The organism is Bradyrhizobium sp. 27S5, from assembly GCF_037217225.1.
Classification (GTDB): Bacteria; Pseudomonadota; Alphaproteobacteria; order Rhizobiales; family Xanthobacteraceae; genus Bradyrhizobium; species Bradyrhizobium septentrionale.
On the sequence record NZ_CP147714.1, the window covers coordinates 1297016 to 1321873 of the forward strand.

Here is a 24858-nt window from a genome sequence, read left to right on the forward strand (position 1 = left end):
GCGAGGATGATGACTGACGTGGTCCAGAGGCGTGGCGGTGGCGGCCATCGATCGTGGCGGCGGCTTCGCATTTGTCTTGCCCTGCCGCTCCTTCTTGCTTTGATTGGCTGTAAGACCGATCTCTATACCAAGATTCAGGAGCGTGAGGCTAATGAGATGCTCGCGCTTCTTCTTGGTAGGGGTGTCGATGCGGTCCGTGTTGTCGCCAAGGATGGAACCAGCGCAATCCAGGTCGAGGAAAAGCAGCTTGCGTATTCGATTGACCTGCTGAATGTCGAGGGGCTGCCTCGCCAATCCTTTAAGAATCTTGGCGAGGTGTTCAAAGGGTCGGGACTGGTTGCCTCACCGATCGAGGAGCGCGCTCGTTACATCTATGCGCTAAGCGAAGAATTATCCCGCACGATCAGCAACATCGATGGCGTCCTTTCAGCGCGTGTTCATGTCGTTCTGCCGAAGAACGATCTGTTGCGGCAGGATGCGACCCCATCCTCGGCGTCGGTCTTCATTCGACATGGCTCTAACGCGAAGCTCTCGGCGCTCTTACCGCAGATCAAGATGTTGGTCGCCAACAGCATCGAGGGGCTCTCCTACGACAAGGTGGCGGTCGTCTTTGTGCCGGTTGAGCGGGCGCCGCTTGAGTCGTCACGGGCAGTCAGTTCCCCTCAACCGGCAAAATTTGCTTCAACGCCGTTGCTTGCGTTCGGGGTGGGCGGTGCCGGCGCCGCATTCGGCATCGCCTCTTACGTGTTGTTGGGCGCGCGTATTCGTCAATTCGGACAATCGTCGCGTAAGCTGACCATGTTTGGCGGAGGTTCGAGCGTGCCGGCCGTCCGGGTTGCTGACAAGAAGACCACTTCTGATGCGACGTAGTCAGGACGCTTATGTCGGCATCGATGTCATTCACCGAATCCAATCGTTCGTCCATGTTGGCTTCCGATCGGCTGCGCGAGCTTGTTGCCTCCATCCATCCGAGCCGCTTTGCTGCGCGCCTTGATCCGCTGCTGTCGCCTCCCACGTTGCTGCGGCTACAGCAGAGTTCCAGACTGCAGCCAAAACTGGCCGGGCTGCTGCTTGGCGGCGAAGTCGATGTGAGCGGAGCCGACTGGAACGAAGACCTGCTGCTCGGGCATGATCCGCGTCGAGCTGCCCTGCTCGCAGGTAGTATCTGGCATGCGCGCTCGGTCCTGAAGCTGGTTTCAAGGCACGATCTATCAATTTTGGTCGAACTGATCGGTGCCGAAGCGCATGCTTTTGGGATCCGGCATTTATCAAGCGCGGTCGCAACGACGCCCGTTGCCGACCCGGAGCAACTATCGCGACAGATTGAACATGATGGGCACGTCTGTCTCGGCACCTGGCTCGACGAGGCTCCAGCGCTTGAGCGTACCCGCGTGCTTCTACGCTTGCCCGTTGGGACCGCCGCGGACAATCCGGCAGCCGACTACCGTGGTGCCGCAGGCCCGCTGCTTTCCTTGGTCATGGCTCATTTGAGGACGGAGGTTGCTAGGGGATGACCGCCGATGTCCCAGCATTGCCGGTGGCGCCGCGGATTCGCCCGCTCGGGCCCCTGATACGGGCAGCCGAACTCAAGGTTTGGCACGATGCAGTGCAAGCGCTCGCCGCTGCCGAGCGACATCTGCAGCGCGTTCGTAGCTGGGGACGCAAAGCTTTTGAGCTGGAACGGATGCGCGGCCATGCCGAGGGCAAAAAGACGGGAGCGGAGGAAATGACACGGCTGATCGCGCAGGCTGTTTGTGAACTGGCGCAGCGAAAGGCCGCTCTGGATCAGGAATTGCCGCAGTTGGTCATTGAGATCGTGAGCAATTTGCTGGGTGCCTTTGAGCCGAGCGAGATGCTGGTGCGGGCCGTTCGTCACGCCATCGAGCAAAAGTATAAGAACACGGAAGTGTGCCTTCACGTATCGCCCCTGAAAGCCGATCTGCTGGCCAGTGAGTTCGCGGCCTACGATGGACTTGACGACCGACCTAAGGTCAGGATTGAGCCGGATCCTGCGCTGACGGCGGACCAGTGCGTTTTGTGGAGCGAGTTTGGCAATGTCGACCTTGGACTTGCCGCGCAGGTCCGCGCGCTTCGTCTTGGCCTTGGTTTGTCCTCGCAGGAGAGCGAGCCGTGACCATGCAACGACCAGCCCATGAGGCTGCGGCAGGGGAAGGGAATGTTCACGTCGCGCTCTCGTCCTTAAGATCTTCCGCAAAGCATATCGACACCCGCGCCGTTCGTGGTCGGGTCACGCGGGCAATAGGCACGCTGCTCCACGCCGTTCTGCCGGAGGCCCGTGTTGGGGAACTGTGCCTCCTGCAAGATCCTCGCAGCGGATGGTCACTAGAGGCCGAGGTGATCGGTCTATTGCCGGACGGGGTGTTACTCACCCCGATCGGCGACATGGTCGGATTGTCCAGCCGTGCAGAAGTGGTCACGACCGGGCGAATGCAGGAAGTGCCAGTCGGTCCCAATTTGCTCGGCCGCGTAATCGACAGCTTCGGCCGTCCACTCGATGGCGGGGGCCCGATAAAGACTGGTGAAGTTCGCCCGCTGCGCGGCAGGGCGCCCAACCCCATGAAGCGACGCGGCATCGAACAGCCTTTTCCGCTTGGCGTTCGCGTCCTGGACGGGCTTCTGACATGTGGAGAAGGCCAGCGGATCGGAATCTATGGTGACGCTGGTTGCGGCAAGTCGACGCTGATGTCGCAGATCGTCAAAGGCGCGGCCGCCGATGTCACCATCGTCGCGCTGATCGGCGAACGTGGCCGGGAGGTGCGTGAATTCATCGAGCGCCATCTTTGCGAGGCCATGCACCGTTCGGTCGTCGTCGTTGAAACCTCCGACAGTTCGGCCATGGAGCGGGCGCAATGCGCCCATATGGCAACCGCGCTGGCCGAATATTTTCGTGATCAAGGATTGCGCGTCGTTCTGATGATGGATTCATTGACGCGCTTTAGCCGCGCCATGCGTGAAATCGGCCTTGCCGCAGGAGAGCCTCCGACTCGACGCGGATTTCCGCCCTCGGTTTTCGCGCTGTTGCCAGGCCTATTGGAGCGTGCTGGCATGGGCGAGCACGGTTCAATCACGGCTTTCTATACCGTGCTCGTCGAAGGTGACGGCACGGGCGATCCCATCGCCGAAGAATCGCGCGGCATTCTTGACGGCCATATCATTCTCTCACGCGCGCTTGCCTCGCGAGAGCAGTTTCCGGCCATCGACGTGTTGTCGAGCCGAAGCCGCGTCATGGACGCAATCGTGTCTGTGCCGCATCGCAAGTCGGCATCCTTCTTCCGTGATCTGCTCTCGCGTTACGCCGAGGCGGAGTTTTTGATCAAGGTCGGCGAATACAAGCAAGGCTCCGATCCGTTGACGGACCGGGCGATCGCCTCGATTGATGAGTTGCGGGCATTTTTGCGCCAGGGTCAGGACCAGGCATGCAGTTTTGAGGAGACTGTGGCATGGATGTCACGTCTGACCGCCTGAATGGCGTTCATGCGTCTAAACTGCGGCTCGTCAAGGACATGAGGGAGCGAAGCGCCCTTCGTGAACTGTCCAACATGGAAACCAGGCGCCACATCGCGGTTGATGCCGTCGAACAGGCTTCCAAGCATCTTGCAAATGCCGAACGACGCCGCGCAAGGGTTGAAGCCGAGCTTTATCGGGAAATGTTGTCGGCCGATGCGATATCGGTCGCCGACCTCAAGCGGCGCCACCATCTCATCATTGGGCGGCTCACAGAAGAGATCGCAGCGACGCAACGGGCGTTTGATGAGGCACGTTCCGCTCAAGACCAGGCCGAGGCTGCCGTTCTTGAGGCGCGGACCCTCTGGGCCAAACGTTCAACGGCGAGCCAAAAATGGCAAGAGATCGAGCGCGACGTTCAGCGCATGACCGACGCGCATTGCGAAGCTGCGGCCGAAATTGAAGCCGATGACGAGGTCGTGCTTCGGTACCGGAGGGGATCAGATCGCCAAGTGGGAGGCGAGCCGACCTGATGGCCACTTCTCCAACGCCAGGACGCCCTGATGTGGAAGGGAGGGTTGCGTCGCGATCGTCGGGGGAACCCGCACCGTTCAGACCAGCGCTGATCCTCTCTCATGCTGTGGTCTCATGGCTCAATGAAATCGCAGCGTTCCGCGTCGCTCTGCAAAGCCATCTAGGAGATAAACCGCTGTCGCTGGATCATAACCGGCTGGTCTGGCAGGCCGAGCCGGCTGCGGCATCGATGCTTGACTGCGTCTTTGACGCCGGCGGCGAAACGGTCGTCTTGTCCTTGCCCGGTTCGCTTGTGGAAGCGTTGATTGCGAACGTGCAGAGTGGTTTGACCTTACCTTCCGAGCCAAGTCGTTCGCTGATCCTTGAACTCGCGCTTGAACAATTGCTCGCTCCACTGGAGAGATTGATCCAACGGCCGTTGCAGCTTATCCGCACCCATAAAGCAGTGATGTCGGGTCCATATATTGAATTCGACGTCTCCTATGGTCCGCTTACAGCGAAGGCTCGCCTGCTTCTATTCCCGTCTCTCGACGGTCCCGTTCCACCTGCGTTCAGCGCCCTCGGCGAACTGCTTGGCCGATTGCCGCGACAGCGGCCCAAGCTTCGTTCTGAGCTGCCTGTCATCGTTGCAGGCCAGATTGGCTCGCTCCGCGTCACGATTGGGCTTGTTCGTCAAGCACAGCAAGGTGACGCGCTGCTGCCGGACGCAATTCCCCTCGCTTGCGGCCAGATCATCCTTGCCGCTGACCAATTATGGGCTCCTGCCGAGATTGCCCGCGACAGGCTGGTCCTGCGGGGGCCATTCCGCTTGCAATCCCACCCCCTGAAGAGTGGACATATGACGACACAACCAGAAGCGCAGCAGCTTCCCTCTGAAGCCGACATCGACAGCCTTGAGATCACACTTGTATTTGAATGCGGCCGCTGGCCGCTGCCGCTGGGAACCTTGCGAACTATCAACGAAGGTCATGTGTTCGAACTTGGCCGGCCGCTTGATGGTCCGGTCGATATCCTTGCCAACGGCCAACGCATTGGACGCGGCGACCTCGTGCGGATTGGCGAGAAACTTGCCGTCAGGTTACGCGGCAGGTTGGCGGTCAATGACTGAGATTCAACCCAGCATCCTCGCGCTTCTGGCGGTGACAGTCGGCCTCGGCCTGCTCGCGTTCGCCGTCGTCACAACCACCGCCTTCATAAAGGTCTCCGTTGTTCTCTTCCTGGTTCGCAATGCGCTCGGGACCCAATCGATACCGCCGAACATTGTCCTGTACGGCGCGGCACTGATTCTGACCGTCTTCATCAGCGCTCCGGTCTTTGAGCAGACCTACAACCGATTGACTGATCCCCAACTTCGCTACCAAACCTTCGATGACTGGATGACCGCCGCCAAGGAAGGACAGGAGCCGCTGCGCGCCCATCTGAAGAAATTCACCAATGAAGAGCAGCGCCGGTTTTTCTTGTCCTCGACTGAACATGTCTGGTCGGAAGAGATGCGCGGCAGCGCTACGGCCGATGATTTTGTGATTCTGGTTCCGTCCTTCCTGATCTCCGAACTCAAGCGTGGTTTCGAGATCGGGTTTCTTCTCTATCTTCCCTTTATTACCATCGACCTGATCGTCACGACGATTCTGATGGCCATGGGCATGTCGATGGTGTCCCCGACGGTGATATCTGTTCCCTTCAAGCTCTTTCTGTTCGTCACCATCGATGGCTGGTCACGTCTCATGCACGGGCTGGTATTGAGCTACACAACGCCGGGAGGCGGACAATGAATGAAGCCGGTATCCTCACGCATCTGAGCGAATCGCTCGTCCTGTTCATGATCTGGGTTCTGCCACCGCTCCTCGCAGCCTTGGTCTCCGGATTGATCATCGGCCTCATCCAGGCGGCGACGCAGCTCCAGGATCAAACCTTGCCCCTGACGGTGAAGCTTCTGGTCGTCGTCGCCGTCCTCGCTGGGTTTTCTCCGGTGCTCAGTGCTCCCCTCATCGAGCAGGCCGAGCGCATCTTCAGCGACTTTCCCGCACTCACCGGCAGATACTAGCAGAGCCTGGATGGCTGGACTGTCCCCCACAGATGCGCAAGCTCTGGTCCAGGGCGCGATAGAACTTGTCGCCGCAACGGGTCTTGGTGCGGCCCGTGCCTTGGGAATCATGCTGGTCCTTCCCGTCTTTACGAGGCCACGTATCAGTGGCTTGGTTCGAGGAAGCCTGACGATTGCGATCGGACTGCCGTGTCTGGCGCAGATCAAGCTCGGCCTGGAGGCGCTGGATCCAAACACGCGACTGGTCAGCGTCACCATGCTCGGTCTGAAAGAGGTGTTCGTCGGCCTTCTGCTCGGAATCCTGCTCAGTATCCCATTATGGAGTATCCAGGCGGTCGGCGACATCATCGATACTCAACGGGGAATTTCGAGCCAGGTGGCGGCGGAGGATCCCGCAACGCATAGCCAAGCGTCGGGAACCGGGCTTTTTCTCGGCATCACGGCGGTCACGATTTTCGTTCTGGTGGGCGGCCTGCAGACCATGGTGAGAAGCCTTTATGGCAGCTACCGGATCTGGCCCGTGTATCAGTTTCTGCCCGCGGTGACGGCGCAAGGGGCAATGCAATGTCTGAGCCTACTCGATCACATTATGCTGACGACGCTTCTGGTCGCCGGGCCGGTGCTGGTCCTGCTGCTGCTGATCGATGTATCGGTCATGATGCTGGGGCGCTTTGCATCGCAGCTCAAGTTGAACGATCTCTCTCCGACGATCAAGAATGTCGCCTTCGGTCTCATCATGGTCAGCTACACCGTCTATCTTCTTGAATACGCGGGAACTGAGATCCTCACGTCGGACAACGTGCTGGAATATCTGAAGAAGCTCTTGAAATGAGCGGCTCGAGCGAGGAGAAAAAGCTACCTCCAACTCCCAAGAAGCTGCGCGATGCGCGCAAGAAGGGGCAGAGCGCGCGCAGCTCCGATTTGGTGAGCGGTGTCAGCGCATGCGCCGGTTTCGGCTGTCTGTGGTGGAGAGCCGGGCCGATCGAAGACAAGTGGCACGAAACGGTCCGGCTGATCGACAAAGTGCAGGAGCAGCCGTTCACGAGCGCGGTCCCGCAAGCGCTCAGTGGCTTGCTGGAGCTTTCGCTGGCAGCCGTCGCGCCATTGCTCGCCTGTGCCGTGGCAGCGGCCCTGTTGGCGAATATCCTGGCCAATGGCGGCTTTATGTTTGCCTCGGAGCCGCTCAAGCCGAAGCTGGAGAAATTGGATCCCGTCAAGGGCCTGAAGCGGATCGCATCGAAACGTTCGTTGATCGAACTTGGCAAGACGCTGGTCAAGGTGGTGGTCCTCGGGACGAGTTTGTTCCTCACCGTGATGGCAAGCTGGAAGACGCTGGTGTACCTGCCGGTCTGCGGCATGGGCTGTCTTGGCTTCGTCTTCACCGAGGTCAAACTGCTAACCGGAATTGCCGCTGCGGCTTTTCTGGTCGGCGGATTGGCCGACCTTCTGATCCAGCGCTGGTTGTTTCTGCAGGACATGCGCATGACGGAAACCGAGGCCAAGCGCGAGAACAAGGAACAGCAAGGCAATCCGCAGATAAAGCGTGAGCACCGCCGTCTGCGGCAGGAGGCGGCGAACGAGGCTCCGCTCGGCGTCCATCGCGCCACTTTGATATTGAGAGGAGCGGCAACCTTGATTGGGTTGCGCTATGTTCGCGGCGAAACCGGCGTGCCGATCCTGGTCTGCCGTGGCGAAGGCGACGCTGCGTCACAGCTGCTTCATGAGGCGCGCGCGCTCCGCCTCCGTATTGTAGATGACGACATCCTGGCGCACCAGCTCCTCGGCAAAGCAAGGCTGGGCAACCCGGTTCCTACAGAGTATTTCGAGCCGGTCGCAAAAGCGCTTTACGCTGCCGGACTGGTCTAGATCGTTTTGACCGGGGGCTGCGATTGCGAAAGGCCGTCATCGAGGCGGCTGTATGTCCCTCGTTCCGCCCGCTGGGGCTTCCGGCGCTGCCCTGTTGGCTCCATCGTCGCCATTGCTCTTGTTGCGCGCGGTAAATGTCCCGTAGTTCGCAACGGGACCGGCGGCACGATCGCCATTGCTTGGCATAACCGATCGATTGTCCAGCAAATCGAGCGGATCGTTGACCATGGCTGCCAGATTGCTTCTGGTCGAGCAGCCGAGCGTCGGGTCAAACGAATTATCGTCAACTGCAGGCCCGACGATGGAAAGCGACGGACAGACAGGAGGATGGACTTGATAGGTGATTGCCTCGATCCTCACCCCGAAACGGGCAGGCAGATCGAGCGGGGAGGCCGACAGGCGGATGTTGTAAGGGGCAACGCCCATGGCACGGGCCTCGTGCGTCACCTGGGCGATGAGACGGGGCGAGCCGGTGACCTCGATATGAAGTGCATCCCGCCGGCCGCCACTCGCAGCTGCAATGAAACTGTGCAGCCGGTGCCTTTCGGAGCCGCGAAGGCTCTGCAGGACCAACACGCTGTTCTTCTGCTCCACCTCAATCGCTTGTTGAGCCGATCCAGAATGGGTCGAAGCATTGTTTGCGCATCCGCCTAATGCTGCCGCAACAGCGATCAAATGGCACAAATGTCGTAGGGGCATTTGACGATCCTCACTCGATGATAAAGCCGGCACTGCCAGTCAACCCTGGTGCGCTCGTGCGGGGCCCATCGCGATCTCGGGACGGCCGTGCCAGCGTGTTCGTCAGAACGCGGCCCGCATCTGAGGGCGGCGCGATGCGATCGTTCGGCGCACTCATTCGAGTCGGGTTCGATCCCGGCCGAACGATGTAGGGTGTGACGACAATGACGAGCTCGGTTTCGCGCTTTTGAAACGATGAGGAGCGAAAAAGCGCGCCAAGAATCGGCACGTCGCCGAGCCAAGGAAACTCGCCGATGTCAGTGTTGAAGTTGCGCCGGATGAGCCCCCCGATTGCAAAGCTCTGACCGCTGGCGAGCTCGACAACGGTGCTGGCACGCCGCGTCGAGAGGGCGGGCACGGCCATGCCATTGATTTTGACTTCACCTTCTGTGGACAATTCACTGACTTCGGGCTTCACGCGCACGTTGATCTGGTTGTTGCTGAGGACCGTGGGGACAAACTCCAGGCTCACGCCGAACTGGCGGAATTGGACCGAAACCTGCCGGTTATCCTGCATGACCGGAATGGGAAATTCGCCGCCGGCCAGGAAGCTCGCAGCTTCCCCGGACATCGCCGTCAAGTTGGGCTCAGCCAGGATTGAAGCGAGGTGCTCGCTGGCGAGCGCGTCGAGAACAGCGCTCAGGTTGATACTGCCGGCGCTAAATCCGATACCGACCGTGCCGCCGCCGCCCGCAGCGCCGGAACCTGCACTTTTTCCGGTGACAATGAAGGCGCCATTTTGGCCCGAGGCGGAGAGGTTAATATTGAGATCCTTGACGGCGCTGCGGGAGACTTCCGCCACGCGGACGCTGAGATTCACCTGCAAAGAGCCGGCGACCTGGATCTTGTTAACGACCAGCGCACCCGCACCGAGAAACTGCTCGGTCACCTTCTTGGCGGTCTCGACGACGTCTGCATTGGGCGCGGTCCCGCCAAGGATCGCTCCGCGCGGGGTATAGCTGACCTGAATCGGATAGTCGCCGACCTCGGCTCTCAGCGTGGCACGCAGATCCTCAATCGGCTGCGTGACCACAACACGCATCTCGGCGAGGGCCTCGCCGGCGTCGTTCAAGGCAAACAGGCTGGTCCGCCCAGGCTTTTTACCAAACACGAAGATCGTCGTGTTTGAGGGGGCCTGGTAATCGGCGATCGCCGGATCTGCAACAAAGATGCTGGCCGCAGGAGCGGTCAGATGAACTGTCTTGCCCTGTGAGGAGGACAGGTTGAGGGTGCCGGTCGCGCTGCCAGGCGCAGCTCGCGGCGGTTCTCCTTTGCCGTCCCGCTTTGTCTGAGCCGCGGCAGCAAATGGAAATAGCACTGCGAGCGCGCAGAGGGCGTAGCAGAGAAGCGGCAGACCGGCAAAGAGCGGCGCCGTGGAAACCATCGGCGACTTGTCAGCGCCGGCAGCATTGTTAATGACCTTCAAGGGATTGTGCTTTCAAGTTCGATCGATTAGGCGGCCGATGCCGCACTAACGAGCTCAAGGGTGTAACCAACGCCGCGCGCGGTCTTGATTCTTAAGGTTGCACCCGCCTGGCTCAAATGCGCGCGCAAGCGATAGATCCCAACTTCCAGCGCGTTGGTGGAGACCTCGTCGTCGAAGGCATACAGGCTATCTTCCAGTGACGACCGAGGCACGGTGCGGCCGGCGCGGCTCAGCAGATGCTCAAGAATGCACACTTCCCGGCGCGCAATCCTCAGTACTCGGCCGCTGACGGAGACTTGTCTTCCGATCGGGTCGAAATGCAGGTTGCCGAATGTCACGACCGGCGCCGTCATCTGCGTTGACCGTCGCAGTATAGCGCGCATGCGAGCGATGAGTTCGTCGATTGAGACGGGCTTGGCCAGGAAATCATCCGCACCCGCATTAAAGATCGCGATCCGCCGGGCGAGATCGTTCAAGTTGCTCATCATCATCGTAGGCATTGAACATCCGTCGCGCCGCAATTGCTTCAGCCAGTTCAAGCCGTCTCCATCCGGTAAAGCCGATTCGAGCAAGAGAATGTGGTAGCTGGCGCAATCCAGCGCTGCCGCCGCTTCATCCAGGGTGCGTGTCACGTCAACCGCGAACCCGCAACCGAGGAGCGCTTCCTTCACAGCGCGGGCAAAGTCCGCGTGATGATCAACCAAGAGAATTCGCATGTCATCGCCTCTCAATCATCAACGCCGAGACCTGCGTACGTTACGGGTGACCAAGAGCGTCGGCCCAACTCACAGAGGCGCACTTTGAAAAAGCCCGAAAGCGACGAAGCAGATCGTGGTGGCGCGCGAGCAAGTCGAGCCATTCACTTGTCACCGAACACAAAAAAGCGGCGGTCTGCCGTGGACTGGGAAGATCTCCGAAATCATTCACGAGGCCCAAAATAGAAGCAGCAGGCGGATGCCTAGGTGCGCTGATCGCGGCCAGGCGTGCACGCGCTGGGCCGCCTCGTTCGATATCGTTAGCGCCAGACGGCGCGATCGATACGCAAGCGCAGGAGACAGCTGGATCTGAACCGTCTAGCAAAATCGACATTTGGAAACTCCGCAACCTTGCTCAAGTCCCGCGGTCGGCACTGCTATGCTTGCGCCTATGGCGTCGCCAGGTCATGACAAAGCACGCTTTTCCGCTTGAAGAAGTTTACGCCCCGCAACCGACCGATGCTTCAGAAGCCGCGGCGCGTAACGATGCGATCGATGCTCCTACCGGCTAGCGACAGAGCCGTTCGGTAGCCGGTGATAGACATGCAGGACGCCAGCGATCCCGACTTTGAATCGCGTCCGATGTCCCGGACGCGGCATCCCCTCGACAGCAGTGCACGAGGCCGAAAAGGCGCGGCACGCGCAACGAGGCATCATCGGATTGAAGTCGTTACGCCAGCTGTCTCTCATCGCTTGGGATGAACGACGGCTGAATGACCGATGCTCGACCTTAAAGTGCCTTTGTGTCGGCACGGAGCGAGATAAGCGGGGGCCGCATTCTACGCGCCTGCTACAGTCTGCTCCGGCTAAGGCTGTGCTGATTCGTCCGTCCTGCAGGTAGGCGGCGTTGAAAAGTCGCCTTCGAAAGGAGTGGTCGACCCGCGTGACGGGGCGGAGTGGGGCTGCATTAAGCTTTAAAGATGTTCGCAATTCTTGCTACCTGTCAGGAAGTGTTCGCCCGAGTGGGGTTCTTTGTGGTGAGGCTGTCGGAAATCCTACAATCTCACGTACGGTGCGATTCAAGTGTCTTTAACGTTTGGTTTAGCGGAGTCCCGTCAAATGTGCGGGCGCCCTGGAGCGGCGTCGACACAGACGCGGCCATCTACATGCGAATCATGGTCGCTCTCACCTTCTTCAAGGTCGTATGCATTACCTTATGATGTCCAGCGTGAGCCGTAGCCGATGGCAGTGTGTTATGAGGCAGTCGTTCTCACTACGCGTCACCGCTGTCCACAGCGTCTGACCGGGCGGCTGGCTGATCGCCTCAGATGTGGCAATCAGCCAGACAAACTATGGCTAGTCGTGGGATGCTTGGACCTGCCGCGTCATTTACATCCTGGATGCAAACGCGCGATTGCCCAAGTCGAGTTGACCGGCAGGGGACTGAGAGAAGGATTGTCACACTACATTGTAGAATGCGGCCTCCCAAGATTGCTCCGCCGACTATGGGGTCTTCGCGTAAGATCGGCAAAATCGATTGTTTCGATGGAACGCATTCAGGAGACGAATGGACTCTGTCGCGATGCACCGCATGCCGCGGTTGATGCCGCTTTACTGCGCTTGGTGGTGCGATCGGTCTGACCGTCCCTTGATCGAACGCGCGTCCAGAATCAGGCTGAGACGGCCGTGAACAGAAGCCGGGCTTTCAGCGCTTCACGTCACCGGGCTCGATGACGAATGTGACCGCTAGCCATCGGATCGATGCGGGGATGCCAGATGCGCTTGGGGCGCCGCGCCAAGAACGCGTTAAAGAGCCATTCGGGCGGCTCCAGATGCCTGACCCGTTCGCAGGGCCCGTTCGAAGGCCGCATGCGGAGGCTGCTCGATACGTTGTTTGTAAAGCCTGCGCTCATGGCACATCCTCCGTTTCTTCCCTGGGGGACATGCCTAGCGTTTCAGCATGAAGGCACTTACCGACAAAGAGCGCGCAGGAGGCCGTCTAATCATTGCCATCGCGCTTGTACGGATTTGGGTCGCCGGCGGTCCGGTAGTCGTCGAGATTGCCGCCCAGAAAAGGCGCTCGGTCTCTGGGGTTGGCGTTCTGCCCAGCGCGCACATGAGGTCCACATCCGCATCGATGTTGTGCTGATCCTCAACATTCATTCCGAGCCCAATGCTGCTCAGCACGTCGTCGGGCGTCCAGACCGCGGACCTCGGTACGGTGTAGGTGTGCAGCGCGTTCGTACTTTGGGCGATCGCTCGTGCCCAGTGATCGCGCGAATCGACCAGTTTGGATGGATCCTCAACCAGCGACACGAAGGGGAATGCTGTTCGACCGCGCATATGCCATCCGGCTTGGCGCGCCCGGTCCATGGGATATCGCTCCAGAGGATCTCCCATGGAAGAATGATCCCGCGCCGTGTTGCGCACATGCGATATTGCGCTCGTGTTATCTTCCACGCGCGGCCTGCAATCGCTGTCCTGGTGCTGGAAGCGCCGCAGCGTGACATATGACGATCCTACCACGTCATCGAAAACGCGCTCCCGATCGACACCGCCGTCGAAAGCGGCGGTCGATGGCGACCACCGTGCCAATTGCTGCACAGCCAATTCGATCTCATTTCTGAGCGCATCAAGGGGGGGGCGCCTGTCAGCGTTGCGGCAAGCTGAGCGCGCGCGCCCACAAATGATGCGGCTGGATAGCGAACGGTTTGCCGGGGCTCGTTCGGCCCAGTCGAGGACGTGGAAGTTGCGGAATTTGTTGCGGTAGGAACTGAATCCGACGTTGGGGGAGTCGGATGCAGGGCATCCAGCTGCTGCTCGAAGCTTGCTTGATCAGCGGACGGTTCTGCCCTTGAGCTGGTCTGTGCGTTCGACTCATCGAGCTGCCGGGGCACCCGGTGCGGCTGCGGGAGGACATCGTGAACGCCAACCGGAGTTTCTGCAGCATTCCGCGGATCCAATATTTATTGGATGCCTTTCAAGTGCTGCTCGTTCGTGTACATTTTCGTAGATGTAGCATTCAGGAAGCTGACGGACGGGGAAATAAGCGATATCCGCTGAGGGTTGCCGGATGGATGAATTCAGTCCAGTAAGGCGAGCGGCCAGCCGAACGGAAGCCGCGCAAAGCGGTAGAGCAAAGTCGGCGCTGTTTTTCGCCGTCTGGCATTCCTGTTTGTTAAGGCCGAGATCAGACGCCCTGACTGGGCAAGGCTTATTCACGCCGCTGCGTTGGGCGCTTGTCGTCGTCGTCATTGTGAACGTATTGTTTAGGTGGCAGAGAGCCATGCAGGTATCACCGTAAACAACCTGGCAAGATGCGCCCTGGTCGAACTGTTGACCGGAAACCGCGCGCTTACACACATGTAAAGCTCATCCGCTCAATCATGTCGACCTCCGTCGGAGGAGCTTTGCCGCTCGTGGTTTCCAAGTGGCCGCGTCTTTGATGAAGTCGGTCCGGCGATGTCGCCCGAGGAGAAGCGACTTCAGCAAACCTGACCTACGAGGTTGTGACGTCGGAATAGCCGCCACAACCACTTACGCCTGTTTACGACAGATTGTTTTTGTCGCAAAGCGCGACCGCGCGTGATGCTCGAACTCGCCAAACGGCCTTGCGAGCACGAGATCCTGCAACGTTGCGCTTCTGCGATCTGTGGTTCTCACCGAGGAAAAACCTATGAAGTTTATTGGCAAAGGCCTGTCGATCCTACTGTCCTTGCTTTCGATCGCCTGCGTGAGCGCGATGGCCCGGGCCGATGAGCCCTCGCCGAAATACGTCGAGGTGCTGCCTTGCAGACGGGCGAGAGTGTGAAGCTTATACTGGATATGAGCCGCTGTACCGGCGCCGAGGGTGGAAAGGCCGGGTCGGCGACGCAGGCCGGTTTGGTCATCAATGCCTTCAGGGTGACCACCCGGAACGGCATCAGCTTCGCCAATGCGGACCAAACCGTGGACAGCTCCGGGCATGCCGTGACCGAATACATTCGTCACAGCCTCAGCCGCGAAGGTAAACTCACGGTGCGGGCCTCCAAGCTTATCATCGGGACGACCGAACTCGTGAACCAGGGCGAGTTTGTCCGCGAACTGCCTGATGGCGCGAAGTTCATCTGGTGATCGAAGCGGCGACTGCGCCGCGGCGGGGAAGCGGCGTCGCTACCTTATTCTACGGAGGTTCTTCGTATCCTGACACGATAGCTCCGTGCCGACGGCCAGAATCAGTTCTGGCCGTCTTTTGCTCCCCTCTGGCCGAGTTGCACGAATTTGCGTCAGTTCGCCCAAGCCATCGTAACGGGGGGTGCCGGTGTTCAGCAGACCTCAATAATTCGGGCGCGAAAGGCGACGCTTCGCTCCTGTCATTTCGTCGCTTACAACTCATGGCGTTGGCATTTGCTGGCCTGCTCCTCAAAAGGCGTGCCCGGCACCGGTCATGCCTCCCGACGATTGCGGTTTGGCATATTCACATCTCCTGCAAAGCAGAAAGCCGTCCATTCCGTTCATGCGATCGATGATTTCGCGAAATATCGGTGTTTCGAAGAGATCCTCGGATTCGTCTCGCAGAAAATTGCCCAGGACATGATGCCGCTCAAAATCCATGCCGCACAGACTAATGTCGCCATTCGGGAGGAGGACATTTCGATTTTGCCGTTCGCCAATGCAAGTTAGAGTGCCGACGAGAGGCCGCCGTGGTTTGATGATACTCGGATCAGTACGTCCTCGCCTGCTCGTCAGCGGCCGTAAGCGCGTTAACTGTTTGGCGGGAATGATGTCGGCGAGTTTGGGATGGACTTTGCCAAGAACGATGTATCGAATTGAGGGAATGTTCGCCTCGACCAGTCTCCGCAGGACATTGAGATAGGTCTTTCCGACAAGGCGGCTGTTCATGTAAGTGCCGTCATCGAGGACGTGCACGACGAAGCTCTTGAACTGCAGCATTTGCAAGCGTCGAACGTCACTCCTATTCATTCCGACAAGGGTCGTGAAAATGCGGATGCCATGGCCGCGTTTGTAAGCATACTCAACCATCGTCGTGCACTCCGGATGGAGCCAAGGCTCCGAGTAACCCGCAAAGCCGATATCGATAACCGCTGGTACGCGTGCCAGACATCGCTTGAGATCCTGAAGACCAAGGTGCTTCGCTTGGGACACGGGGCGTTGGCGTTCTGCGAACTTATCCTCGGACAATAGGAACATCGGACGATGCACCCTGCCGTCGTCGTAATCTGTAGTTCCCGGCGGCTGGGATTTAGCAGGTTGTTGAAGAAGTCTTTGAACGGCGCGCGATGAATGGAATGTTGTCGCCGTTGAGGAGGCAGATCTCCCCTTAGAGAGCCGTCCTCCTGCAGTTCGGCCCAGCCGTCGCCCTCGGCTCTCTCCATTTCGTCGTTTCCCTGCCAGCCGAACTCGACGGCATCGCCGTTGCAGGCTCCAGGAATGGAGCCCGTAAGGGAAGGCGAATTCGCCGCCGACCTCATTGAACAGGATGTAGGCGCTCGCCAAGGCCATGTCGTAGCCCGGTGTCTCGACGATCCGCCACCTATAACGCGACAATCCGGATGAGAGCGGCGCGTCAATCAAGATGAGACGAGGCGGCCGAGTCAGGAGATAATTGACGCTGGCCGCCGTCGAGTTCGTTGGGGGTAGTGTGAACAGGCGGCCGGCCTGGACCGCGTCTGCGATCGAGGGCAACTTTTCGACGGTAACTTTCGACGTTCATCTCGAGGATCGTGGCGTGGTGGACCAAACGATCGATGGCAGCCAACGTCATTGCCTGGTCCGGAAAGATACGCCCCCATTCGCCAAATGGCTGATTGGCCGTGATCAGCAGCGAGCGTCGTTCGTAGCGGGCGGCGATCAACTCGAACAGCACACTGGTTTCCGGCTGATCCTTGCTCACATATGTGATGTCGTCGAGGATCAGGAGGTCATAGCGATCGAGTTTGGCGATCGCGGACTCCAGCGCCAGCTCGCGCCGCGCGACCTGCAGCCGTTGCACCAGATCGGTGGTGCGCGCGAAGAGAACGCGCCAACCGTTCTCGACGAGAGCCAGGCCGATCGCCGTGCCGAGATGGGTCTTGCCGCCGCCCGGTGGACCGAACAAGAGCAAATTGGCGCCGGCCTTCAACCAGGCGTCGCCAGCGGCGAGCGCCATCGCCTGTGCCTTTGATAGCATCGGCACGCTTTCGAAGTCGAAGGTGGCGAGCGTCTTGCCGGCGGGCAAACGCGCTTCCACCATGTGTCGCTCGATCCGACGGCGGGTGCGATCAGCCGCCTCGTGCTCGGCAAGGGCGGCGAGGAAGCGGGCGGCAGGCCGCCCTTCCTTGTCCGACTGTGCGGCGAGCTTCGGCCAGATCGCCTTGACGCCCGGCAGGCGGAGCTCATTGAGAAGCAGCTCGACACGGGCGGCATCGACGGAGGTAGCGATACCGGTCATGCTGCCTCTCCCAGGTTCGAGCGGCCCGACATGACGCTGACGGAGGCGAGTTCATCGTAGACGTCGAGCGGCACCAGCTGGACGGCGACACGCGGGATCGAGGCCGCCTCGGGTCGGAAGCGGCCGCGCAGCGCGGCAAGATCGCGTCCAGATCCATCGCGATCACCTCGGCGAGTTCTGCTTCGCAGGCGCGCTCGTGAGCCAGCGCCAGAAGCTCGACCGTCACCTTGCAGGCGCGCCGGTCATCACCATGCTCCCGCAAGGTCTCGAACAGACGTTTGTAAGCTGCACGCGGGAAGAGTTGGTCGCGATAAACGAGATTGAGGAGCGCCATCGGCTTGCGCCGCAGGGCATGGATGACGTGCCGGTAATCCACAACATGACCGCCCTGGCTCTCGGACATAGGCCGACCGCGCCGCAGCGTCACGACCGGCGTGACGCCAAGGAAGCATTCGAGCCGGTCGTCGAAGATGCGCACACGCAGGCGATGGCCGATCAATCTTGAAGGCACGGTGTAGAACACGCGCCGCAGGATGAAGCCGCCTGACGACGTCACCGGGATCACTTTCTCCTCGAAGTCGGTCGTGCGGCCTTTTGGCAGCGGCGCCAAGGCCTCCTTCTCGAGCGCGATCGGCTTGGCGAGGTTGGCGTTGCGCCGGCCGACAATCTCGTCGACAAAAGCCCGGTACGCATCGAGACTGGCGAAGTCGCGCGTCCCCCGCAGCAACAGCGCATCTTCCAGTGCCCGCTTGAGATGGCCGTGCGCGCTCTCGATCGAGCCGTTCTCATGTACGATGCCCGCATTGTTGCGCGTTGGCGCCATGCCATAGTGGCCCATCAGCCCGGCGTAGCGCTGCGTCAGATCCTCCAGTGCGTCGGCGGCCAGATTGCGGAATGCTGCCGACAGGCTGTCGCTGCGATGCTCCCGCGGCACGCCGCCAAGCGCCCACAGCGCGTTCTGCAAGCCCACCGCCAGGGCGACGAAGCTTTCGCCGCCGAGCACGACATGGGCATGCTCGAAGCCGGAGAACGCCAACCGGAAGTGATAGAGCCGGTGATCGAGCGGCTCACCCGCGATGGTAATACCGAGCGCGCTCACGTCGGTGAAGTCGGACAGACCAGGCGGCCGGGCTCGTGCTGCTGGCGGAAGATCACGTCCTGTTCGGGACCGTTGAGCGCCCGCCAGGCGTTGATGCGCCGCTCCAGCGTGCGGCGGATGTTCGGGTTCAAGTCATGATGCCGTCGGCGCAGCTCGTCCAGCCGCCGATCACGCGGATGCCGGGCGCAGCCTTCAGGATCGGAACGATCTCGGCGTCCCAATACTGCCCGAGCGGATCGGACCGGCGCCGGCCCCTCGGCGTCTTCTTCTGCGATGGCGGGCGACAATCGCCCTCGATTCGATCCGCGCTTGCCTTCGAGAACCCCGCCTTGGCCGCGGCGGCCTCGGGGGACAGCGTCAGTCGGTAGGTCATGTACAGCCTCATCTGGTGGTCGGTGATGTGGAGGCCAGGCAAGGCATCGATTCCCTCTTGTCGAGACGAATCAACAGCTTGCACCAGCCGCACCCGGCCGCCGACGGGTCCAAAAACGCGACGCCGATGGGGACGGTCCTCCGGTCGGGCTGCGCCCTCCCTTCGGTCCGTCCCCATCGACGCAGTCTCACCTTGATTGTCGCTGGAGTCTCACCCTGATCGCCGCCGCGCAGCCACCTGCCCCGAATGCTCATGCCGGTGCCGCCAGAAGCTTGGGCAGCCGGATCAGATTGTAGGCCGCAAGCGCAAGGACAAAGACGGCATCCACCCGGTCGCGACCTCGCCGCTTGACCTTGGCCAAGCCAGGCCGGAAGACTTCTTCGATGCGTTTGCGGCAACGCTGGCTGATGCCGTAGTCGCTGTGACATGTGGTACGTGCGTCGATCGCCGTCTTGCGCCGCTTGCCGGTTTTACTCAGATGTCCATCAATCGCGATGTGCGGAGTAACCGATCTATCCCTCAGGTCGTGGACGAACTGCGTGACATCATAGGCCTTGTCCGCCCCCAGAGTGATCCGCTTCGCGCACCCGCGCCTGTCGATCATGGCAAGTGCAATCTCTCGTTCGGCGGTGCCTGTCGCTTGGCTCACTCCGCCCAAAACCGCTAAACCATTGCGGTTCTCCATCAGCGCATGGCCCATATAGCTCAGCTTGGCCGGCTGGCCGTCACCCTTCTTGTAAAGCCGCGCTCGGCATTGCGTCCCGGACCATCCTCGTCTTTGTCGCTGCCATCCTTCTTCCGGAAGCTCTTGATCGAGGCCCAGGCTTCGATCAGCGTACCATCCACCGAGAAGTGATCGCTCGATAGCAGGCGCTTGACCTTCGGCTGCGCCAAAAGCGCGTTCAGGAACTTGGCCGCAATCTCGCCCTCAAGCAGCCGGTCGCGGTTCTTCGAGAAGGTCGAATGGTGCCAAACCACATAGTCCACTCCAAGCCCAACAAACCAGCGGAACAGAAGATCGAACTCCATGCGTTCCATCAGATGCCGTTCCGAGCGAACGCCGTAAAACGCCTGGAGGAGCATCGCCCGAAGCAACTTCTTCGGTACGATCGAGGGGCGACCGAAGTCCGTACAGAGCTTGCCGAACTCCCCAGAAAGGTCACCCAGCGCCGCATTTGCCAAGTCCCGGATCACCCGTAGCGGATGGTCGACGCGAACCCGAGCCTCCAGGCCCACAAAACTGAAAAGCGAGCCGGTCCGGTCGTCACTTCCCCGCATCGCGCCCCCGGTTAAATCCTGGTCCCAGAGAATCACGATACGAAACGCTTCGCTACCGACTTCTTCAACAGCCTGTTAGGTCTTGTAACGCCATGAGGTGTGCTATCATTCGTCTGATCCTTTCAGGTCCCGGCGCAAGGAATTGCAAGCAGCGCGGCGTCCGCAGCGGGGCGACGCCACCAAACCGCAGCGGATGCGAAATGCTTCGCAAAGTGGCGATGCGGAACCTGCATGCGACCCGCCCAGCAGGACATCCTATTTTACTCCGATCAGGTCGGGTGCCGGACCCTCGTTTCTTGTTCGCGCGGGCGGCAACCAACGCGGCCGGTCTGAAGGATATGCATGCGATGCAGCAGGCGATCGCGCATCGCGAACTCGATGCCGATCGTTCGCTAAAACGTCCTGCCCTGCCTAAATGGCAAGTTGCTCCTCAGGATGATGGACGCTCGCAGGCTAGTCGCCGTATTGAAGTACAAATTGGCTTCTCTCGGCGGAACGGTAATTGATTTCGGCGGCGACGATCACTTTGTCAGTTGTCGCCCACGATCCTGCGGCCAACGAAGTAATGAAATGGACCCACGGAGCGGGGCCGCTTGAGCCGGTTTGTTAGTTGGAAACTGACCGCTCCTGATTACTTCCTATCACGCTGCCAGAGACACTGTCTGCTGCTGTTGCTATGGGCATGTGGTCAACGCGTCAGCGTTGTCCACCATTCCACAGCCTTCGCGGCCTGCATCCGTTCGCGCCAGACCGCCATCGGCGTGCGATAGCCGAGCGCCTGATGAAGGCGACGATCGTTGTAGAAGGCGATCCAGCTCGCGATCCCTGCCTTGGCCTCGCGGCCGTCGGCATAGCCCTTGAGATAGATGTTCCTCATGCTTGAGCGACCGCCACAGCCGCTCGATGAAGACGTTGTCCATCCAACGACCGCGGCCATCCATGGAGATCTTGATCCCTGCGCCCGCCAACGCGCCGGTGAAGGCCGCGCTGGTGAACTGGCTGCCTTGGTCGGTATTGAAAATCTCCGGCCTGCCGTACTTCGCCAGCGCCTCTTCCAGAGCCGCCACGCAGAACGAGACGTCGATCGTGTTCGATAATCGCCACGCCAGAACCGCTCGGCTCGCCCAGTCGATGATGGCGACGAGATAAAGAAAAGCCACGGCCGATGGGCAGATACGTGATGTCGGCGGCCCACACCTGGTTCGGCCGGTCGATCGTCATGTTGCGCAACAGATAAGGATAGATCTTGTGGCCCGGCGCCGGCTTCGTCGTGTTCGGCTTCGGTCCCAGCGCCGCGATGCCCATCTTGCGCATCAACCGCTGCACGCGCTTGCGATTGACCTGAAGCCCCTCAGCCTTCAGCATTGCGGTCATTCGCCGCGAGCCCAGGAACGGCCAGGCGATGAACAGCTCGTCGATCCGCCGCATCAGGGCAAGGTCGTTGTCGTTGGCCGGCCGGGGCGGCCGGTAGACCCCGGAGCGCGCGATGCCAAGCAACAGGCATTGCCAACGGATCGACAGCGCCTTGTCGGCGCGATCGAGCATTCCTCGACGGTCCGGCGTGCTCATCTTCCGGACCTCCGCGCTAAAAAATCGCGCTCGGCCGTCAGTTGTCCAATCTTGGCGTGCAGCTTCTCGATCTCGCGTTCGCGCGTTTCCTCGCTCTCGCGCCCGACACCCGCATCAAAGGCCCGCGCCGCCTGGTCCAGCAGTTGCTTCTTCCAGGCATAGATCTGGTTCGGGTGAACCTCATAGCGCTGGGCCAGATCGGCCACCGTCGCCTGCTCCCGCACGGCTTCCAGCGCAATCTTTGCCTTCAGTGCCGCGTCGATCTTGCGTCTCGTCTTCGTCGTCATCATGCCCTCCGTCTATCAAACGGAGCGGCCCTTTTCCAACTAACCTCTGGTCCCAAAATCGGGGTCCATTTCAGCGAACCGACTTTTGATTGCAGGCGTGCTTTGCCATCGAGCTTCGAGCGTGTGCGCACGCAGATGCGTGAGCGGAGCGCGACCGCTATTGGTTACAGAGGCCGCACGCCTTTGCGGCCAAAACCTGACGGCAGCGTCGCAATATGAAAGGAAGGCTATAATCCTAGGACGACATTGATGAATCCAATCCACCCACAGATGCGCGTCGCCATCGCTGATGCCTTTGACTCCACTTTTCGGGGCTCAATTCTGGCGCATCACGCTTGTCATTTGCGGCCAGCTGAGCTGCGGCTCGCCATGACCGGATATCACCGCCTGATGCCTGCGGCGGCCGGCGCGATGTCGGCCGTTTTCAAGGTGCCATCAACAATGCAAGCTCCCATTACGTTTGATCGCACGAAGATCTTATTCTGCAGGGAACAATCTCGACAAAGCATGCAGTTTCGCGCAACTACCACGCGGTGGAGCAAAGAGCCGGGCCAATCGCCTGACACTTCCGCGCACGCGCAGCCAGCTGAACGCAGCATGCACGCATGGCGGCCCTTCTGTGTGAAAGCAGGCCTTCTGTTCGGTGGCTGCCAATGTTGTCGCAAACCCGCCATCGCGCAGGACCACAACGACTGCCCGCGCCCGATGGCTGCACCGGTTTCCTTTATTCATTTTTGCGGGCGATTGCCGCGATCAGTGCAAGGCTTGAATCGGGCTGCACGAAGCAGGCATCTTTATTGCAGGCGTTACGATGGGCTTCGTCGTGACATGCTACATCCACATCTGGGAAATCGGCGCGCGACCCGGCCGCCTCAAGATAGACGGCGTGTAGGTTAGATGGAGAGCAACGCGCGCAACCTGGCTGGCCGAAGCCTTCGGCCAGATCGCGACCGAGATGGATCGGGGATGGCCAGTCAATTCGCTCCGGAGCATCGAAAGCCGATTCTCGTTGCGCCGGACGAAAGCCTGACCGGCAGCGTCGTGTTGGGCGCAACGATCGGCAATATTCTCGAATTTTACGACTTCGGGACCTATACCTTTTTCGCAATCCAGATAGGTCAGGCGTTCTTCCCGGCGAGCGACCCGTTTGCCAGCCTCATGCTGTCGCTCGGGACGTTTGGCGCGGGTTTTGTAACCAGACCGATAGGGGCCATCGTGCTCGGCTCGTACTCGGATCGGGTCGGGCGCCGGCCCGCGATGACTGCCAGCTTTGCCATGATGAGCGCCGCGATCCTCGCGTTAGCTGTTACGCCATCGTACGAGACGATAGGAATTGGCGCTCCGTTGCTGGCCATTTTCGCACGTTTGGTGCAGGGCTTCGCTCTGGGAGGTGAGGTCGGTCCGACTACTGCCTATTTGATGGAAGCGGCCCCGGCCGAAGCCCGCGGTCTTGCTGTCTCGTTTCAGCCTGCCAGCCAACAGATAGCTGCAACCGCCGGAGCGCTGGTTGGAGAAATACTCTCCCTCGCGATGACAAGTGAGGCACTGGACGCGTACGGTTGGCGGATCGCGTTCTTGCTCGGCGCCGGCACGCTGCCGTTCGGACTTTGGCTGCGGAGCGCCCTGCCGGAGACATTACACCGCCCGGAAGCTTCGGCTCCCGTCGTCGAGAGTGCGAAGAGATTGCGTGCCGTCCGCCGTATGATGAGCTTGGGACTCGTCATTTTGGCCAGTTGCACAATTTTTACCTACATCACGGAATATATGACCACCTATGCGCTGAATACCTTGCAAGTTTCTGCGCCTCTCGCCTTCGGCACCACGCTCGTCAGCAATGCAGTAGGAATTGGCGCCGCACTGCTGGGCGGTTGGCTCGCGGATCGTGCCGGACGCCGGCACATCATGATATGGCCGCAGGTCACCGCGCTGCTGATGACCTATCCGGTATTCTGGTGGATCGTAGAGAGCCGCAGTGCCATCGCACTTCTCGGAGGCCTCGGCGCGCTCACCTTCATCGGAACGGTCCCGTATAGCGCCTTCTATGTGAGCATGGCCGAAGGTTTGCCCAAGAACATCCGCGGCGGCGCCTTCGCGACGATTTACGCTTTTGCGATAGCGATCTTCGGTGGCACAGCTCAACCCATCGTCACCTGGTTGATCCACGTTACCGGGAACGCACTGGCTCCCGCCTGGTACATGCTTGTCGCTAGCGCGGCCGGATTCTGTGCCATGCTGATGATGCCCGAGACGGCACCGCCGAGAATTCAGAGCGCTGCGCATAAGCGAAGCCCGTCGTAGCGCTGGACAACGTGATCACGGGTCCCTTCCGCTCATACCGCGCTCCCCGTCAAGTCTTTGGGGAAGAAAGTAGATCGGCCCGAGAGATAGGAATTGTCTTGATGAAGCATTCGATTTTTGCAGGAGGGGCCGGTGTTGGGGCCGCGCCTTCTTGTTGGGGTCGGGTAGCCTTTCGAGTTTTTCGCTTTTTCCTACTGGATGGTCATCGGCATTGGAACAAGCGATGGGCAATCCGCGTGATGATCGCTGCAACGCGGCGGGTTTCTTGCTGCGCAGCGCTAGAGGCCCCTTGCTAGCCAGAATAAGCTGCCTGTGCCCGACCAGTATCGAATCCATAGCTATGTTAATGAGATAGGCTTCAGACGCCCAGCCAGTTCCGACCCGCTCGCCTACGGGACGCAGACTGCAGCAAACCAGCGCTCGTCTGTTCTGCCGGCAAGACAAGCCCGAGCAAATCATTCCCTTCCAGAGCCAATGAAACAAGGCGGCACCACCACTGTTCGTCATCGGGAGTGCATGAATTCTCCCAGACAGGCAAGCATGCGAGTTGCGCTGCCGTGGATGTCCGGCAATTCACTCTGGCAGAGGCCAATAGCTACCGCCCCTTTCTGATCGGTCGGCAACAATACCGAGCCTGTCGGAGCAGAGAATGACGCGGACCGCGCCACCAATTGTAGCCAACCAGCGCGATCAAGTCACCGCGGTCGGCGATCAGCGCCCCCTGCTTTAGCACCAATTCAGCGAAGCTCAATTGAT

The 24858-nt window shown here is 60.2% G+C and carries 19 protein-coding genes and 3 pseudogenes; 13 read left to right on the top strand and 9 right to left on the bottom strand.

The genetic code is table 11. The annotated features are described in order from the left end of the window. Positions 1-9: 9 nt before the first annotated feature. Genes sctJ through WDM24_RS06340 form a run of 10 tightly spaced genes read left to right on the top strand, consistent with a single transcriptional unit; the run spans position 10 to position 7909 of the window. A complete protein-coding gene (sctJ, locus tag WDM24_RS06295; RefSeq protein ID WP_338823072.1) occupies positions 10-870 on the top strand; it encodes a type III secretion system inner membrane ring lipoprotein SctJ in 861 nt (286 codons plus the stop codon). Between the two features lie 23 nt (positions 871-893). After that, on the top strand, positions 894-1514 hold the full coding sequence (locus WDM24_RS06300; RefSeq protein WP_338696035.1) for a nodulation protein NolU: 621 nt from the start codon (positions 894-896) through the stop codon (positions 1512-1514). Then, positions 1511-2134, top strand: a complete 624-nt coding sequence (sctL, locus tag WDM24_RS06305; protein ID WP_166071918.1) for a type III secretion system stator protein SctL — start codon at positions 1511-1513, stop codon at positions 2132-2134. The genes WDM24_RS06300 and sctL overlap by 4 nt, the downstream gene beginning before the upstream one ends. A 2-nt stretch (positions 2135-2136) precedes the next feature. After that, entirely contained in the window at positions 2137-3486 is a 1350-nt protein-coding gene (gene sctN / locus WDM24_RS06310; RefSeq protein WP_338824911.1) for a type III secretion system ATPase SctN, read from the top strand. Continuing rightward, on the top strand, positions 3462-3998 hold the full coding sequence (locus WDM24_RS06315) for a hypothetical protein (protein WP_338696038.1): 537 nt from the start codon (positions 3462-3464) through the stop codon (positions 3996-3998). The genes sctN and WDM24_RS06315 overlap by 25 nt, the downstream gene beginning before the upstream one ends. Next, entirely contained in the window at positions 3998-5107 is a 1110-nt protein-coding gene (gene sctQ / locus WDM24_RS06320) for a type III secretion system cytoplasmic ring protein SctQ (protein ID WP_338696040.1), read from the top strand. The genes WDM24_RS06315 and sctQ overlap by 1 nt, the downstream gene beginning before the upstream one ends. Beyond that, positions 5100-5771 (top strand): type III secretion system export apparatus subunit SctR, encoded by a 672-nt coding sequence (sctR, locus tag WDM24_RS06325; protein ID WP_166071922.1) that lies wholly within the window; start codon positions 5100-5102, stop codon positions 5769-5771. Before sctQ ends, sctR begins: the two co-directional genes overlap by 8 nt. Further along, complete coding sequence (locus WDM24_RS06330) at positions 5768-6043, top strand: EscS/YscS/HrcS family type III secretion system export apparatus protein (RefSeq protein WP_166071923.1); 276 nt, start codon at positions 5768-5770, stop codon at positions 6041-6043. Before sctR ends, WDM24_RS06330 begins: the two co-directional genes overlap by 4 nt. Before the next feature lie 10 nt (positions 6044-6053). Then, the gene (gene sctT / locus WDM24_RS06335; RefSeq protein ID WP_173643928.1) at positions 6054-6875 is read left to right on the top strand and encodes a type III secretion system export apparatus subunit SctT; all 822 of its coding nucleotides are present in this window, start codon (positions 6054-6056) and stop codon (positions 6873-6875) included. After that, the gene (locus WDM24_RS06340) at positions 6872-7909 is read left to right on the top strand and encodes an EscU/YscU/HrcU family type III secretion system export apparatus switch protein (protein ID WP_166071925.1); all 1038 of its coding nucleotides are present in this window, start codon (positions 6872-6874) and stop codon (positions 7907-7909) included. The genes sctT and WDM24_RS06340 overlap by 4 nt, the downstream gene beginning before the upstream one ends. A 36-nt stretch (positions 7910-7945) precedes the next feature. Here WDM24_RS06340 and WDM24_RS06345 read toward each other — a convergent pair whose 3' ends face one another. From WDM24_RS06345 to WDM24_RS06360, 4 genes are all read right to left on the bottom strand, one after another. Further along, on the bottom strand, positions 7946-8608 hold the full coding sequence (locus WDM24_RS06345) for a CpaD family pilus assembly lipoprotein (RefSeq protein WP_338696045.1): 663 nt from the start codon (positions 8606-8608) through the stop codon (positions 7946-7948). A 10-nt stretch (positions 8609-8618) separates the two neighbouring features. Next, on the bottom strand, positions 8619-10073 hold the full coding sequence (locus WDM24_RS06350; RefSeq protein WP_173643930.1) for a type II and III secretion system protein family protein: 1455 nt from the start codon (positions 10071-10073) through the stop codon (positions 8619-8621). A gap of 26 nt (positions 10074-10099) precedes the next feature. Continuing rightward, positions 10100-10789, bottom strand: coding sequence for a response regulator (locus WDM24_RS06355; protein WP_029083933.1), 690 nt, complete (start codon positions 10787-10789; stop codon positions 10100-10102). Positions 10790-12715: 1926 nt separating this feature from the next. Beyond that, entirely contained in the window at positions 12716-13378 is a 663-nt protein-coding gene (locus WDM24_RS06360) for a hypothetical protein (protein ID WP_338696048.1), read from the bottom strand. 1179 nt (positions 13379-14557) lie between these two features. On the opposite strand from WDM24_RS06360, the gene WDM24_RS06365 reads away from it, so the two are divergent. Then, the gene (locus WDM24_RS06365) at positions 14558-14881 is read left to right on the top strand and encodes a VirK family protein (protein ID WP_338696050.1); all 324 of its coding nucleotides are present in this window, start codon (positions 14558-14560) and stop codon (positions 14879-14881) included. A gap of 288 nt (positions 14882-15169) precedes the next feature. Here WDM24_RS06365 and WDM24_RS06370 read toward each other — a convergent pair whose 3' ends face one another. The 4 genes and pseudogenes from WDM24_RS06370 to WDM24_RS06385 form a co-directional block, all read right to left on the bottom strand. Then, on the bottom strand, positions 15170-15958 hold the full coding sequence (locus WDM24_RS06370; RefSeq protein ID WP_338830718.1) for an SPASM domain-containing protein: 789 nt from the start codon (positions 15956-15958) through the stop codon (positions 15170-15172). Positions 15959-16334: 376 nt separating this feature from the next. Continuing rightward, positions 16335-17198 (bottom strand): IS21-like element helper ATPase IstB, encoded by an 864-nt coding sequence (gene istB, locus WDM24_RS06375; protein ID WP_338696054.1) that lies wholly within the window; start codon positions 17196-17198, stop codon positions 16335-16337. Further along, a pseudogene (gene istA, locus WDM24_RS06380) lies at positions 17195-18712 on the bottom strand (IS21 family transposase). The gene istB and the pseudogene istA overlap by 4 nt, the downstream one beginning before the upstream one ends. A gap of 208 nt (positions 18713-18920) precedes the next feature. Further along, positions 18921-19948: pseudogene (locus tag WDM24_RS06385) on the bottom strand (IS5 family transposase). A 347-nt stretch (positions 19949-20295) separates the two neighbouring features. Between WDM24_RS06385 and WDM24_RS06390 the strand changes: the two are divergent. Further along, entirely contained in the window at positions 20296-20454 is a 159-nt protein-coding gene (locus WDM24_RS06390; RefSeq protein ID WP_173643937.1) for a hypothetical protein, read from the top strand. Between the two features lie 182 nt (positions 20455-20636). Here the strand turns inward: WDM24_RS06390 and WDM24_RS06395 are convergent. Beyond that, positions 20637-21804 (bottom strand): annotated as a pseudogene (locus tag WDM24_RS06395) (IS3 family transposase). 966 nt (positions 21805-22770) lie between these two features. On the opposite strand from WDM24_RS06395, the gene WDM24_RS06400 reads away from it, so the two are divergent. Continuing rightward, positions 22771-24102: an MFS transporter gene (locus tag WDM24_RS06400; protein ID WP_338696060.1), complete on the top strand. Its 1332-nt coding sequence runs from the start codon at positions 22771-22773 to the stop codon at positions 24100-24102. Positions 24103-24858: the final 756 nt, after the last annotated feature.

Bases quoted from the DNA above. Each gene is read 5' to 3' on its own strand.
- WDM24_RS06330 (WP_166071923.1), top strand. From the start codon at position 5,768: ATGAATGAAGCCGGTATCCTCACGCATCTGAGCGAATCGCTCGTCCTG.
- WDM24_RS06390 (WP_173643937.1), top strand. From the start codon at position 20,296: ATGCAGCAGGCGATCGCGCATCGCGAACTCGATGCCGATCGTTCGCTA.
- sctN (WP_338824911.1), top strand. From the start codon at position 2,137: ATGCAACGACCAGCCCATGAGGCTGCGGCAGGGGAAGGGAATGTTCAC.
- sctJ (WP_338823072.1), top strand. From the start codon at position 10: ATGACTGACGTGGTCCAGAGGCGTGGCGGTGGCGGCCATCGATCGTGG.
- sctR (WP_166071922.1), top strand. From the start codon at position 5,100: ATGACTGAGATTCAACCCAGCATCCTCGCGCTTCTGGCGGTGACAGTC.
- WDM24_RS06355 (WP_029083933.1), bottom strand. From the start codon at position 10,789: ATGCGAATTCTCTTGGTTGATCATCACGCGGACTTTGCCCGCGCTGTG.
- istB (WP_338696054.1), bottom strand. From the start codon at position 17,198: ATGACCGGTATCGCTACCTCCGTCGATGCCGCCCGTGTCGAGCTGCTT.
- WDM24_RS06370 (WP_338830718.1), bottom strand. From the start codon at position 15,958: ATGTTCCTATTGTCCGAGGATAAGTTCGCAGAACGCCAACGCCCCGTG.
- WDM24_RS06345 (WP_338696045.1), bottom strand. From the start codon at position 8,608: ATGCCCCTACGACATTTGTGCCATTTGATCGCTGTTGCGGCAGCATTA.
- sctT (WP_173643928.1), top strand. From the start codon at position 6,054: ATGGCTGGACTGTCCCCCACAGATGCGCAAGCTCTGGTCCAGGGCGCG.
- sctQ (WP_338696040.1), top strand. From the start codon at position 3,998: ATGGCCACTTCTCCAACGCCAGGACGCCCTGATGTGGAAGGGAGGGTT.
- WDM24_RS06400 (WP_338696060.1), top strand. From the start codon at position 22,771: ATGGCCAGTCAATTCGCTCCGGAGCATCGAAAGCCGATTCTCGTTGCG.
- WDM24_RS06300 (WP_338696035.1), top strand. From the start codon at position 894: ATGTCATTCACCGAATCCAATCGTTCGTCCATGTTGGCTTCCGATCGG.
- WDM24_RS06340 (WP_166071925.1), top strand. From the start codon at position 6,872: ATGAGCGGCTCGAGCGAGGAGAAAAAGCTACCTCCAACTCCCAAGAAG.
- WDM24_RS06315 (WP_338696038.1), top strand. From the start codon at position 3,462: ATGGATGTCACGTCTGACCGCCTGAATGGCGTTCATGCGTCTAAACTG.
- sctL (WP_166071918.1), top strand. From the start codon at position 1,511: ATGACCGCCGATGTCCCAGCATTGCCGGTGGCGCCGCGGATTCGCCCG.